The 13,207-nt window shown below is 68.9% G+C and carries 11 protein-coding genes; 4 read left to right on the forward strand and 7 right to left on the reverse strand.

Annotation, left to right across the window (positions count from 1 at the left end):
- Window positions 1-235 precede the first annotated feature (235 nt).
- Both ACZ7KI_RS15235 and folC read right to left on the reverse strand, forming a co-directional pair.
- Window positions 236-634 (reverse strand): DUF4233 domain-containing protein, encoded by a 399-nt coding sequence (locus tag ACZ7KI_RS15235; RefSeq protein WP_470273735.1) that lies wholly within the window; start codon window positions 632-634, stop codon window positions 236-238.
- The gene (gene folC, locus ACZ7KI_RS15240) at window positions 631-2,307 is read right to left on the reverse strand and encodes a bifunctional tetrahydrofolate synthase/dihydrofolate synthase (protein WP_470273736.1); all 1,677 of its coding nucleotides are present in this window, start codon (window positions 2,305-2,307) and stop codon (window positions 631-633) included. Before folC ends, ACZ7KI_RS15235 begins: the two co-directional genes overlap by 4 nt.
- Window positions 2,308-2,377: 70 nt before the next feature.
- Here folC and ACZ7KI_RS15245 point away from each other — a divergent pair, with 70 nt between their 5' ends.
- Together ACZ7KI_RS15245 and ACZ7KI_RS15250 are read left to right on the forward strand one after the other, a co-directional pair.
- Window positions 2,378-3,007, forward strand: coding sequence for a class I SAM-dependent methyltransferase (locus ACZ7KI_RS15245; RefSeq protein WP_470273737.1), 630 nt, complete (start codon window positions 2,378-2,380; stop codon window positions 3,005-3,007).
- A gap of 107 nt (window positions 3,008-3,114) precedes the next feature.
- On the forward strand, window positions 3,115-3,990 hold the full coding sequence (locus ACZ7KI_RS15250; protein WP_470273738.1) for an SGNH/GDSL hydrolase family protein: 876 nt from the start codon (window positions 3,115-3,117) through the stop codon (window positions 3,988-3,990).
- 60 nt (window positions 3,991-4,050) lie between these two features.
- On the opposite strand, the gene ACZ7KI_RS15255 is transcribed toward ACZ7KI_RS15250, so the two are convergent.
- Complete coding sequence (locus tag ACZ7KI_RS15255; RefSeq protein WP_470273739.1) at window positions 4,051-6,684, reverse strand: valine--tRNA ligase; 2,634 nt, start codon at window positions 6,682-6,684, stop codon at window positions 4,051-4,053.
- Between the two features lie 122 nt (window positions 6,685-6,806).
- On the opposite strand from ACZ7KI_RS15255, the gene ACZ7KI_RS15260 reads away from it, so the two are divergent.
- Both ACZ7KI_RS15260 and ACZ7KI_RS15265 read left to right on the forward strand, forming a co-directional pair.
- Window positions 6,807-7,130: a hypothetical protein gene (locus tag ACZ7KI_RS15260; protein WP_470273740.1), complete on the forward strand. Its 324-nt coding sequence runs from the start codon at window positions 6,807-6,809 to the stop codon at window positions 7,128-7,130.
- 44 nt (window positions 7,131-7,174) lie between these two features.
- Window positions 7,175-9,481 carry an FdhF/YdeP family oxidoreductase gene (locus tag ACZ7KI_RS15265; protein WP_470273741.1) on the forward strand — a complete coding sequence of 769 codons (2,307 nt, stop codon included), beginning with the start codon at window positions 7,175-7,177 and terminating at the stop codon, window positions 9,479-9,481.
- A 3-nt stretch (window positions 9,482-9,484) separates the two neighbouring features.
- Here the strand turns inward: ACZ7KI_RS15265 and ACZ7KI_RS15270 are convergent, their stop codons facing one another.
- The 4 genes from ACZ7KI_RS15270 to ACZ7KI_RS15285 are packed head-to-tail and all read right to left on the reverse strand — an operon-like array spanning window position 9,485 to window position 13,204.
- On the reverse strand, window positions 9,485-10,891 hold the full coding sequence (locus tag ACZ7KI_RS15270; RefSeq protein WP_470273742.1) for an LCP family protein: 1,407 nt from the start codon (window positions 10,889-10,891) through the stop codon (window positions 9,485-9,487).
- A gap of 48 nt (window positions 10,892-10,939) precedes the next feature.
- Window positions 10,940-11,698 carry an SDR family NAD(P)-dependent oxidoreductase gene (locus ACZ7KI_RS15275; protein ID WP_470273743.1) on the reverse strand — a complete coding sequence of 253 codons (759 nt, stop codon included), beginning with the start codon at window positions 11,696-11,698 and terminating at the stop codon, window positions 10,940-10,942.
- A gap of 19 nt (window positions 11,699-11,717) precedes the next feature.
- Window positions 11,718-11,846 carry an MFS transporter small subunit gene (locus ACZ7KI_RS15280; protein ID WP_279626671.1) on the reverse strand — a complete coding sequence of 43 codons (129 nt, stop codon included), beginning with the start codon at window positions 11,844-11,846 and terminating at the stop codon, window positions 11,718-11,720.
- A complete protein-coding gene (locus ACZ7KI_RS15285; protein WP_470273744.1) occupies window positions 11,843-13,204 on the reverse strand; it encodes an L-lactate MFS transporter in 1,362 nt (453 codons plus the stop codon). The genes ACZ7KI_RS15280 and ACZ7KI_RS15285 overlap by 4 nt, the downstream gene beginning before the upstream one ends.
- Window positions 13,205-13,207: the final 3 nt, after the last annotated feature.

Raw genomic sequence — 13,207 nt, forward strand, 5'->3', positions numbered from 1 at the left:
CTCAGATATCCAATCCTGGCCTGGGGTGTTTGTCCGGTGCGGGAACGTCCTCCACATTCAGGTCTTGAGTGGCGATTCGGGCTCTAACCCGAATCGCCACTCACAGGTCCTTCACGCGCCGCCGTTGCGACTGGTGGTGTCACTGAGGCTGCTGTAGATAATCCGGCGGTGCCACCACACCGATTCGGGTGTTGATCAACCGCGCTACTGCTCGTCCTGACGAAGGTATCCGCCGCTACCCGGCCTGCTGTTGCTGGCTGGGCAGCGTCCCGGCCGCCATCCGCCGCGCCACGTCCCGCCGCAGCCACAGCAGCCACAGCCAGATCCCGAGGAAGATCACCCCGAGGATCGCCACGGCGGGCAGTGCGACGAAGAACGCGATCAGCGCGACCTGCAGAACCAGTACCGCGGGCACCGCCCAGGGCTTCTTCAGGAATCCGCACAGCACGATCAGCGCGACCGCGATCACGATCACCGACCAGCCGGTGAGCGAACCGACGCCACCGCCGAGTTTCGCCACCACGGGCAGCGCGAGCGCGACGGTGATGCCTTCCATGATCAGAGAGCCGGCCATCACGCCGCGGAAGGACTTCATGGGGTCCTTGGCCGGCGACTTCGGGGTCTCGTCGGTCACGCCGGCTCCTTACCGAACATGGTCCTGGCTTCGCCCGCGGTGACGACCGAGCCGGTGACCAGCACGCCTCCGCCCGCAAGCGGTTCCTCGGGGTCGTCGCTCTGCTCGACGAGGCCGATGGCGGTTTCGATCGCGGAGTCGAGGCTCGCTTCGGCCACGACGCGGTCCTCACCGAAGATCGAGATGGCGATGTCGTTGAGTTCGTCGAGCGGCATCGCGCGCGGGGACGAGTTCTTGGTGACGACGATCTCGGAGACGACCGGTTCGAGGGCGTCCAGGATGCCGCGAGCGTCCTTCTCGGCCATCACGCCGACGACGGCGACGAGCCGGCGGAACGCGAACTCCTCGGCGACGGTGGTGGCGAGTGCCTTGGCGCCGTGCGGGTTGTGGGCGGCGTCGAGCAGCACGGTCGGTGCGGCGCGGACGCGCTCCAGCCTGCCGGGGGTCTCGACCTCCGCGAAGGCCTCCCGGACGGCTTCGACGACCAGTTGCCTGTCCTTGCCCGCGCCGAAGAAGGCTTCGACGGCGGCCAGCGCGAGTGCGGCGTTGGCTGCCTGGTGCGCGCCGTGCAGCGGCAGGAAGATCTCGTCGTACACCCCGCCGAGGCCCTGCAGTTTCAGCATCTGCCCACCGACGGCGATCTCGCGCTCCAGCACGCCGAATTCGCTGCCCGCGCGGGCGACGCTCGCGTCGACCTCGACGGCGCGTTCCAGCAGGATCTTCTGGACTTCGGGGTCCTGTTCGGCGATGACCGCGACGCTGCCGGGTTTGATGATCCCGGACTTCTCCACCGCCGCCTTGGCCGGATCGCCGCCGAAGTACTCGACGTGGTCGACGCCGATCGGGGTGATGACGGCGACGTCGCCGTCCGCGACGTTGGTGGCGTCCCAGGAGCCGCCGAGGCCTGTTTCGATGACGGCGGCCTCGACGGGAGCGTCGGCGAAGGCCGCGAACGCCATGCCGGTGAGCACCTCGAACTTGCTCATCGGTACCGCGTCGGGTCCGCCCGCGTTGTCCACCATGGTCACGTACGGCGCGACGTCGCGGTACAGATCGACGTACGCGGCGGCGGAGATGGGGGCACCGTCGAGCGCGATCCGCTCGGTGACCAGCTGCAGGTGCGGGCTTGTGTAGCGGCCGACGCGCAGGCCCATGCGGGTCAGGAGAGCGTCGATCATCCTGGTGGTCGAGCCCTTGCCGTTGGTCCCGGCGACGTGCAGCACCGGGTAACCGCGGTGCGGCTCACCCATCAGGTTGACCAGCGCCGCGATCCGGGCGAGGGACGGCTCGATCTTGGTCTCCGGCCAGCGCAGGTTCAGTTCGGCCTCGACCGCGAGCAGTTCGCGGCGCGCCTGCTGCCCGTTCGGGTCGGCCGGGGCGGGTTCGTCGCCCGGGTCGTCCAGTTCGTGCAGCTCCATCTCCTCCGGCGCGACGAGGTCGGGCACCGGGCCGAGCGCGAGGTTGTCCCCCAGCTGCCCGACGCCGCCGATCCCGGCACCGGCACCGCCGCCCGCCTGGTACGCGGCGTCGGGTGCGTCCAGATCCGGGTCGGTATCGTCGGACGGGTCGTGGGCACGTGCCCCCAATTCGTCGACGCCGGCGAAACTGTCCAGATCTGCCAGGTCCGGGGATTCTGCGAATTCTTCGGAATCCCGGCCGTCACCTCGCGGCACGAACTCTCCTCATCAAGCCTTGCTCTTGTCAGGCCGAGTCTACGTGCGGCTTTGCTGGCACTCTCGACGCATGGGGTTCAACCACAACGATCACTACCATCCGCTGCTGCTCGACCAGCTGCCTCCCGGCCCGGGGATGGCGCTGGACGTCGGCTGCGGCGGCGGACGGTTCGCCCGGCGGCTCGCCGCGACCGGGATGCACGTCGAGGCGATCGACCGGTCCGGCCCGATGATCGACCTCGCCCGCGCGGCGGGGTCGCCGGGTCCCGGCACGATCTCCTACCGGCAGGCCGACGTCCTCACCGAGAAGCTGCCGGAAGAGACGTACGACTTCATCTCCTGCCTCGCCTCGCTCCATCATGTCCCGTTCGACACGGTGACAAAGTTGCGGGACGCGCTGGTCCCCGGCGGGGTGCTGGCCGTACTCGGCCTCGGCAGGCCCAGCACACCCGCCGACTACGCCCGCGCCGTCGTGGCCTCGCCGATCAACGCGCTGGCCAGGGTGATCGTGTACGCGGGCGAGCGGCTGAACGGCGGGATCGATCCGCTGCCGACGGCGCCGATCGTGGAGACGTACCCGCCGATGCACCGGATCCGGCGCGACGCGGCCCGGCTGCTGCCGGGGAGCAAGGTCCGGCACCTGCTCTTCTACCGCTACCTCCTCGTGTACCGCAAGCGAGAAGATGATCACCCGGTGTGACACCCCAAGCGGGTGAAGCCGAGGACCGACCACCCGATCGGCGGCGCCGGACCGGCCGGATCCGGTTCATTTTTGAGAGGCCATCCAGTACGGAGATCGGGGTCCTCATGCGCTTCAGACGCGTCCTGTTCGCGGCCGTTTCGGCCGTCGCCCTGCTGATCGCCTCCGCCACGGCGGCCACCGCCGCCGAGCGGTCCTACCGGAATTACGTCGCGCTGGGTGATTCCTACACCTCCGGACCGCTCATCCCGCTCCCCAAGCTCGATCCGCTCTTCTGCGGTAAATCGACGCAGAACTATCCCTCCCTGCTCGCCGCGGCGCTGCGGGTCCGTTCCTTCACCGACATCAGCTGCGGCGGCGCCGACACCACCAACATGACGCAGCCGCAGAGTGTGACCCTCGGCCGCAACCCGGCCCAGTTCAGCGCCCTGCGCGCCAACACCGACCTGGTCACCGTCGGCATCGGCGGCAACGACTACGACGTCTTCGGCACGCTGGTCGGCACCTGCCCGTCACTGCGGGCGAGCGACCCCACCGGCAGCCCTTGCCAGGACGAGTTCACCGTCGACGGCGTCGACACGGTCAAGGCCAAGATCGCCGACACCGGCAAGAACGTCGAGAAGGTGCTGGCCGGGATCCACGCCCGCTCGCCGCGCGCCGACGTGCTCGTCATCGGCTACCCCCGTATCGCGCCCGAATCCGGCTACTGCCCGGACGTCCTGCCCTTCGCCGAGGGCGACTACGCCTGGCTCAACGACGTCGAGAAGGCGTTGAACTCGGCGATCGAGAAGGCCGTCGCCGACGACGGCGAGGCGTCCTTTGTGGACACCTTCGGTCCGTCCGCCGGACATGACGCCTGCGCGACCGGCGGTGCGGCGTGGATCAACGGGCAGCACACGAAACTGCTCGCCGCGGCGGCGTATCACCCCTACCGGACCGGGATGGTGGGCGTGACCGGAGTGATCCTCCGTCACCTCCGCTGAATGCCATGAAAGGTCCTTTCCTTGCAAATTTTGCAAGGAAAGGACCTTTCATGGCGCGCGTCAGGAGGCGGGCAACGTCGCCAACCGGGCGTTGATGCGCTCGATGTCGGCGACCGCGGTCTCCTTGCGGGCCCGGATCTTGCCGATCACCGGCTCCGGTGCCTTGTCGATGAAGGCCTGGTTGCCGAGTTTGGCCTCGGCCTGCGCCAGTTCCTTCTCCGCCGCGCCGAGATCCTTCTGCAGGCGCTTGCGTTCCGCGGCGACGTCGATCGTGCCGGACAGGTCCAGCTCCACGGTGACGACACCGGCCGACAGTCCGACCTCGATCGACGCGCTCGGCGCGAAGCCGTCTTCCGGCTTGGTGAGCCGGACCAGCGAGCGGATCGGCTCGTCGTGCCCGGTGATCTCGGCGAACCCGTCACCGGACAGCCGCGCCGCCACCTTCTGGCTGGGCTTGAGCCCCTGGTCGGCGCGGAACCGCCGGACCTCGGTGACCAGCTTCCGCACGTCCGCGATCCGCTTGTCGGCGACCGGGTCGGCGTACGAGTCGTCGGCCACCGGCCACGGGGCGATCACCAGCGACTCGCGGCCGGTCAGCGCCGTCCACAGCTTCTCGGTGATGAACGGGATGAACGGGTGCAGCAGCTTCAGCACCGTGTCGAACACGTGCCCCAGCACCGCGCGCGTCGCGGTCACACGAGCCTCGTCACCCTGGAAGACCTGGACCTTCGACAGCTCCAGGTACCAGTCGCACAGCTCGGTCCAGGTGAACTGGTAGAGCGTGTCGGTGGCCTTGGCGAACTGGTAGTCCGCCAGGTACTCGGTCACGTCCTTCACGACGCCGCCGAGCCTGCCGAGGATCCAGCGGTCGGCCTCGGTGAGCGCCGCCGGAGCGGGCAGCGGGGCGTTCGCGTCCGCGCCGTTCATCATGGCGAACTTGGTGGCGTTCCAAAGCTTCGTGGTGAAGTTCCGGGAGCCGGCGACCCATTCCTCGCCGATCGGCACGTCGGTGCCCGGGTTGGCGCCACGCGTGAGGGTGAACCGCAGCGCGTCGGTGCCGTAGCGGTCCATCCACTCGATGGGGTCGACGCCGTTGCCCGCGGTCTTCGACATCTTCTTGCCGTACTGGTCGCGGACCATGCCGTGCAGCGCGATGGTCTTGAACGGCGCCTCGCCGGTGGCGTAGAGACCGAACATCATCATCCGCACGACCCAGAAGAACAGGATGTCGTAGCCGGTGACCAGCACCGACGTCGGATAGAACTTGTTGAGGTCCGGGGTCTTCTCCGGCCACCCGAGGGTCGAGAAAGGCCACAGGCCCGAGGAGAACCAGGTGTCGAGGACGTCCGGGTCCTGGGTCCAGCCCTCGCCCGAGGGCGGCGCCTCGTCCGGTCCGACGCAGACGACCTCGCCGTCCGGGCCGTACCACACCGGGATGCGGTGGCCCCACCACAGCTGGCGCGAGATGCACCAGTCGTGCAGGTTGTCGACCCAGTCGAAGTAGCGCTTCTCCATCTCCGGCGGGTGGACGTTCACCCGGCCGTCGCGCACCGCGTCGCCGGCGGCCTTCGCGAGCGGACCGACCTTGACGAACCACTGCAGCGAAAGACGCGGCTCGATCGGCTCCTTCGAACGCTCCGAGTGCCCGACGCTGTGCAGGTACGGACGCTTCTCGGCGACGATGCGGCCCTGCTCGCGCAGCTTCTCCCGCACCGCGACACGGGCCTCGAACCGGTCCATGCCGTCGAATTCCGTGCCGGTGCCGTCGATCCGGCCCTGCTCGTCCATGATCGTGATCATCGGCAGGTCGTGGCGCTGGCCGATCTCGAAGTCGTTCGGGTCGTGCGCGGGGGTCACCTTGACCGCGCCGGTGCCGAACTCCGGGTCGACGTGCTTGTCCGCGACGATCGGGATCCGGCGCCCGGTCAGCGGCAGCTCGACCTCGGTGCCGACGAGGTGCGTGTAGCGCTCGTCGTCCGGGTGGACCGCGACGGCGGTGTCGCCGAGCATCGTCTCCATCCGGGTGGTGGCCACGACGATCGCGTTCTCGCCGTCGCCGTAGCGCATGGAGACGAGTTCGCCTTCGACCTCCTCGTGCTTCACCTCGGCGTCGGACAGCACCGACCGCAGCTCCGGCGACCAGTTGACCAGCCGCTCGGCACGGTAGATGAGGCCGTCGTCGAAGAGCTTCTTGAAGATCGTGTTGACGGCCTTGGACAGGCCGTCGTCCATGGTGAACCGCTCACGGGTCCAGTCGACGCCTTCGCCGAGACGCTTCATCTGGGCGAGGATCCGGCCGCCGTGCTCCTGCTTCCACTGCCAGACGCGCTCGACGAAGGCCTCGCGGCCGAGTTCGCGGCGGCTGGTGCCTTCGGCGCGGAGCTGCTTCTCGACCAGGGCGTGGACCGCGATGCTCGCGTGGTCCATCCCCGGCAGGTACAGCGTCTCGTCGCCGAGCATGCGGTGGTAGCGGGTGATGGCGTCGATCAGCGTGTGCTCGAACGCGTGCCCGATGTGCAGCGACCCGGTCACGTTCGGCGGCGGGATGACTACCGTGAACGGCGGCTTGTCCGACGTGGGGTCGGCCGTGAAGTACCCGGCGTCTACCCAACGCTGGTAGAGCGAGGCTTCTTCGTCGGCCGGGTTCCAGGCACCCGGTAGGTCGGTCTGCTGCTGCTGGGCGTTCTCGGTCACAGTTGACAAGTCTACGAACCCCGTCCCACGCGTTCCTCACCGGCCGTAACGGGCGGTGGTCCGGGTAAGGTGGCCGGTGGAATTCGGCGACGAATCACGATCACCCGGGGGATCAGAGCCACATGGACGAAGAAGACCGGCGGATCGAGACCCATCCGGACTTGGTCGACCCGAACTGGCAGAAGCACGCGGAGCTGGACGCCTGGCTCGGCGCGAAGAAGGAACTCAAGAAGAAGCGCCGCAAGCAGCGCAAGGCGGGCGCGGCGGCAGGCGGCTACCGCGAGCCGGGTTCGAGCCGGTGGCCGGGGATCGCCGCGATCGTCGGCCTGATCGTGCTGGTCGCGGCCGCGGTGACGGTGAACGCGGTGCAGACACGCGGGGTCAACGAGACGCCTTGGTTCCCCTACGACGAATCGCAGATCACCCGGCTCGTCACCGACTCCTGAGCCCCTCGGTCGCGCCAGGGAACGGCAAGGCGCACGATGGAGCCATGACCCGCGAAGCACCCGCGAACGACGTTGACGAGACCCAGCTCGAAGTCGGGAAACCGAAGGGCTGGGCGGCCGGGATCCCCGGGGTCGCCGTCTCCCTGATGCGCGGCATGGAGCAGATGGGCGCCGCGCGCACGGTGAAGACGCTGCGGCTGCTCAACCAGCGCGAGGGCTTCGACTGTCCCGGCTGCGCCTGGCCGGAGCCGCGCGAGGTCGACGGCGAGCACCGCAAGCTCGCGGAGTTCTGCGAGAACGGCGCGAAGGCCGTCGCCGAGGAGGCGACGAAGCGCCGGGTGGGCCGCGAGTTCTTCGCCGAGCACTCCATCCACGACCTGGCGGAGAAGACCGACTACTGGCTCGGCCAGCAGGGCCGGATCACCGAACCGTTCGTGTTGCGCGAGGGCGCGTCGCATTACGAGCCCATCTCCTGGGACGACGCGTTCACCCTGGTCGCGGACGAACTGCGCGCGCTGCGGGATCCGAACGAGGCGATCTTCTACACCTCCGGCCGCACCAGCAACGAGGCCGCGTTCCTCTACCAGCTGCTCGTGCGTTCCTACGGCACCAACAACCTGCCGGACTGCTCCAACATGTGCCACGAGTCCTCGGGTGCCGCGCTCGCGGCCACCACCGGGATCGGCAAGGGCTCGGTGTCGCTCGCCGACATCCACAAGGCGGATCTGATCGTGGTGGTCGGCCAGAACCCGGGCACCAACCACCCGCGCATGCTGTCCGCGCTGGAGGAGGCCAAGGGCAACGGGGCCAAGATCATGGCGGTCAACCCGCTGCCCGAAGCCGGCCTGATGCGGTTCAAGAACCCGCAGAACGTCCGCGGTGTGATCGGCAAGGGCACCCCGCTCGCCGACGAGTTCGCGCAGATCCGGCTCGGTGGTGATCTCGCGCTGTTCCAGGCGATCGGGCACCTTTTGCTGCGCTGGGAGCAGGAGACCCCTGGCACGATCGTCGACCGCGCGTTCGTCGAGTCGTCCACCGAGGGTTTCGAGGACTACGCGAAGCACCTGCGGGAGATCGACTGGTCCGAGGTCGGCGCCGCGACCGGGCTGCCGCGCGAGCAGATCGAGCGGCTCGCGCGGATGATCGCGACGTCGGAGCGGACCATCTACTGCTGGGCGATGGGCCTCACCCAGCACAAGCACGCGGTGCAGACGATCTCCGAGATCGCCAACCTGGCGCTGGTGCGCGGCATGATCGGCGAACCGGGCGCGGGATTGTGCCCGGTGCGCGGGCACTCCAACGTCCAGGGCGACCGGACGATGGGCATCTGGGAGAAGATGCCGGAGTCGTTCATGGACAGCCTCGACGACGAGTTCGGCATCAAGGTCCCGCGCGAGCACGGCTACGACACCGTGGCCGCGATCCGCGCGATGCGGGACGGCAAGGGCAAGGTCTTCTTCGCTGTCGGCGGTAACTTCGCCTCCGCCACGCCGGACACCGAGCTGACCGAGAAGGCGCTCAAGTCCTGCTCGCTGACCGCGCACGTGTCGACGAAGCTCAACCGCTCGCACGTCGTCCCCGGCAAGACGGCGCTGATCCTGCCGACCCTCGGCCGCACCGAACGCGACACGCAGGCGGGCGGCGATCAGTTCGTCACCGTCGAGGACTCGATGTCGCAGGTGCACACCTCACGCGGGCGGCTGGCCCCGGCCAGTGAGCATCTGCTTTCCGAGGTCGCGATCATCTGCCACCTCGCGGAAGCGCTGCTCGGTTCCGGGCACGCCGTGCCGTGGCGGGATTTCCACCGCGACTACGACCTCATCCGCGACCGGATCGCCCGCGTCGTCCCCGGCTGCCACGACTACAACGCCCGCGTCCGCGAGCCCGACGGGTTCGTCCTCCCGCACGCGCCGCGCGATTCCCGGCAGTTCAACGGGACGGCCAACGGCAAGGCGAACTTCACCGTCTCCGAACTCGAATATCCGCGAGTCCCCGAAGGCAGGCTGCTGTTGCAGACGATGCGCAGCCACGACCAGTACAACACCACGATCTACGGCCTTTCCGACCGCTACCGCGGGATCGAGGACGCCCGGCGCGTGGTGCTGGTCAACCCTGACGACCTGGTCTCGCTCGGGCTGACCGACGGCGCGATGGTCGACCTCGTCTCGGAATGGCGCGACGGCGATCGCCGGGCACCGCGGTTCCGGGTGGTCTCCTATCCGACCGCGCCCGGCTGCGCCGCGGCGTACTTCCCCGAGGCGAACGCCTTGGTGCCGCTGGATTCGGTGGCGGACAAGTCGAACACCCCGGTGTCGAAGGCGATCGTGGTACGGCTGGAGCCGGTGTCCTGACCGTCAGTCGATACATCCCGCGGTGTCGGGGGTGATCGGCTGGTCGCCCTGACCGGCCGCTCCCCCACCGCCCGAAGACGAACCCGGTCCTTTGTAGACCTGGCCGAGCACGACCTCGACATGCCCTGCCGCGACCGAATCGGCTTTCTGGACGTCCAGCCCGCCGAGCAGCTTCGCGATCTCCGCGGCGGGACCGGACGCGTCGCTGAACCGGACGACGGAAGTCCGGCGCCCGGCCTCGGCCTTGGTGTCCCCCTTGGTGAAACCCTTCTCCCCCACCACATCCGCGACGCGGGCGGCGAGACCGTCCTTGCCGCTGGCGTTGACGACGTCGACCGTGGGCCCGGCGGGTGCCTGCGAGGTGGCGGCGGGCGGGGCGCCGATCAGCGAGGCGGCGAAGGCGCGTACCTGGGCGGGATCCACCTGCACGGCGGTCCACGTGGGATGCCTCGGGTCGTAGCGGTAGTCGGGGTTGACCACCGGGATCGTCTCGAACGCGATGCCGCCGCCGGAGACGCCGCGCATCTGCCGTACGAAGTCGAGCAGATCCCACGAACCGTCGAGGATGACCGACCGCTTCACCGCGTCGATCAGTTCGGAGACCCGGGCGGGGTTCGCCAGCGTCCCGCCCGACAGCACCTGCTTCGCCAGCCCGGCGAGGAACACCTGCTGACGGCGCATGCGGTCGAGGTCGCTGCGGGGCAGGTTCTTGCGCTGGCGGACGAAGGCGAGTGCGTCGGCGCCCTGGATCGTCTGCCGTCCGGCGGGGAAGTCCGCACCGGAGTCGCGGTCCTTGGTGGCCTTGTTCAGGCATACCTCGACTCCGCCGACGGCCTTGCTGATCTCGTAGAAGCTCAGCAGGTTGACCTCGGCGAAGTGGTCGATCTTGAGTCCGGCGAGCTCCTCGACCGCCTTCAGGGTCGCCTTCCGCGCGGCGGTGATCGCCTGCTTGTCGATCTCGGCCTTGTCGGTTTTCCCCTGCTTGCGCAGGTCGCCCGCCACGGCGAACTTGGTCCGGCCGAAGATCTCGTTGATCTTGCTCTTGTCCTTCCCGCCCGGTTGCGTGACCCAGGAGTCGCGCGGGATGGAGAAGGCCTTCACCGCCTGTTGCCCGTTGGGGATGCGCAGCACGATGAGCGTGTCGGTCAGGTCGTCGCCGTTCGCGCCGGTCCGCAGCTCGCGCAGGATCTCCGGCGACAGCGGGTTGCCCTGGGCGTCGGTCCGCGAATCGCGGCCGACCAGCAGGATGTCCAGCGAACCGTCGGCGGGCCGCTCCCCGGGTTCCGGGGAATCGATGAGGTCCTCGCGGGTGACGCCGTCCAGCGAGCTCATCGTCGTGTATCCGTACGCGGTCCCACCGAAAACGCCCACCGCGAGCGCGGCGACGAGGACCTTCCCCAGCTTGTGCACATCCCTAGGACGCGCGAGAGGCAGCCGCTGCTGCATAAGTGATCCACTTCACATCCGCAGATGCGAGGCCCCGTTCAGGTCGAGGATCGCGCCCGAGGCCCAGGTGGCCTCGGCGGAAGCGAGGTAGCGCACCGCGGCCGCGACCTCCTCCGGCGTGCCGACCCGGCCGAACGGGCTCTGCCCGCGCAGGGCCTCGCCGCTCTCGCCTTCGAGCCGGTCGGCGACCCGGTCGGTGGCGGTGAACCCGGGCGCGACCGAGGTCACGGCGATCCCGTGCGGGGCGAGCGAGACCGCGAGCGACTGCCCGAGCGAGTGGAGCGCGGCCTTGCTCGCCCCGTACGCCGGGTGGTCGGGCTCGCCCTTGAAGGCTCCCCGCGACCCGATGTTGACGACCCGGCCGGGAGCGCCGCGCGCGATCATGTGCCGCGTGACGCAGTAGGTCACGTTCGCGGTGCCGAGCAGGTTGACCTCGACCGTCCGCCGCCAGATCCGCTGCCAGTCCGCATAGGACACCTCGGCGACCGGATGGGCCGTCTCGGGCGACGTCGCGACGGCGGCGTTGTTCACCAGCACGTCGACTCCGTCCACAAGGGACTCCGCCTTGTCCGCGATCCGTTGCGCCACCTCGGGATCCGCGAGGTCGCCCTGGACGAGGCCGTGGCCTTCACCCGGGAGCCCGCCGAAGGTCCGCTCGGCGTCCTCCCGGTTGCCGGCGTAATGGACGACGACGCGCTCGCCCTGTTCCGCGAAAGCACGGGCGATCGCCCGGCCTATGCCACGCGACGCCCCGGTCACCAGTACACCCACGGACCGAACCCTACGCGGGTCAGCCGCCGAAGAGCTGGACCACCTTCCGGAACAGTTCGTAGACGCCGTAGGCGAACGGGAGCGCCACCCACAGCCAGGCCAGCACCATCAGGCCGGCACGGCGCCGCTCGGGAGCCTGTTCGGTCATCGGGTCTCACTCCTCACGGCCGCGCCGGTCGAGCCCGGCTCGTGGAACTTCGGGTTGACCGGCCGCACCAGTTCGTTGGCCACGAAGCCGACGACCAGCAGGCCGATCATGATGAACAACGACGTCGTGTAGAGGTCGGGGCCGACCTTGCCCGCCGCCTTCTGGCTGTCGGCGATGGCGTTGACGATGAGCGGCCCGAGCACCCCCGCCATCGACCACGCGGTCAGCAGCCTGCCGTGGATCGCCCCCACCTGGTAGCTGCCGAAAAGGTCCTTCAGGTACGCCGGGACGGTCGCGAAGCCGCCGCCGTAGAAGGACAGGATCAGCATGGCGCACAGGACGAACACGAGCTTCGAGGCGTTGGTGATCAACGCGATCACGAGGTACAGCAGGGCACCGGCGCCGAGGTAGAGCCGGTAGATGTTCTTGCGCCCCACCAGGTCCGAAGTGGACGACCAGACGAACCGGCCGAGCATGTTGGTCAGCGAGAGCAGTGCGACGAACCCGGCCGCGGCCGCGGCGCCGACCGGCGTCGAGGTCTCACGGAAGAAGTCCGCGATCATCGGCGACGCCTTCTCCAGGATGCCGATACCGGCGGTCACGTTGAAACACAGGACCACCCAGAGACACCAGAACTGCGGTGTCCTGATGGCGTTGCGCGCCGACACGTTCGCGGTGGTGATCATCGCGTTGCCGTGATCGGTCTTCGGCTCCCAGCCCTGGGGCTTCCAGTCGTCGGCGGGCACGCGGATCAACAGGACCCCGAGACTCATGAAGACGGCGTAGACCAGGCCGTGCACGAGGAACGCGGTCGCGACCGTCCCGATCGACCACGGTGCCGTGCCCAGCATCTGCGTCGACCACGGAGAGGCGATCAGCGCGCCGCCGCCGAAACCCATGATCGCGATCCCGGTGGCCATCCCCGGGCGGTCCGGGAACCACTTGATCAGCGTCGACACCGGCGAGATGTAGCCGATCCCGAGCCCGATGCCGCCGATCCCGCCCCAGCCGAGGACGACGAGCCAGTACTGCGAAGTCGCCACGCCGAGCGCGGAGAGCAGGAAGCCCGAGCTGAAGCAGACCATCGAGACGAACATCGCCCAGCGTGGACCGTTGCGCTCGACCAGCGTCCCGCCGAAGGCCGCCGAGAGCCCGAGCATCACGATGCCGAGCTGGAACGGGAGGGCGCTCTGCGTACCGGTGAGGCCGAGGGTCTTCTCCAGCGGTGGTTTGAAGACGCTCCACGCGTACGCCTGCCCGATGGACAGATGGACCGCCAGCGCGGCGGGCGGCACCAGCCAGCGGCTCCAGCCGGGTGGCGCGATGATGCGGGAACGGTCCAGGAAGCCGACAGCCATCCG

It is taken from the genome of Amycolatopsis sp. NPDC039088, assembly GCF_055598845.1.

Coding starts and splice junctions, on each gene's coding strand:
- ACZ7KI_RS15245 (WP_470273737.1), top strand. CDS start 2,378: ATGGGGTTCAACCACAACGATCACTACCATCCGCTGCTGCTCGACCAG.
- ACZ7KI_RS15250 (WP_470273738.1), top strand. CDS start 3,115: ATGCGCTTCAGACGCGTCCTGTTCGCGGCCGTTTCGGCCGTCGCCCTG.
- ACZ7KI_RS15285 (WP_470273744.1), bottom strand. CDS start 13,204: ATGGCTGTCGGCTTCCTGGACCGTTCCCGCATCATCGCGCCACCCGGC.
- ACZ7KI_RS15280 (WP_279626671.1), bottom strand. CDS start 11,846: ATGACCGAACAGGCTCCCGAGCGGCGCCGTGCCGGCCTGATGGTGCTG.
- ACZ7KI_RS15260 (WP_470273740.1), top strand. CDS start 6,807: ATGGACGAAGAAGACCGGCGGATCGAGACCCATCCGGACTTGGTCGAC.
- ACZ7KI_RS15265 (WP_470273741.1), top strand. CDS start 7,175: ATGACCCGCGAAGCACCCGCGAACGACGTTGACGAGACCCAGCTCGAA.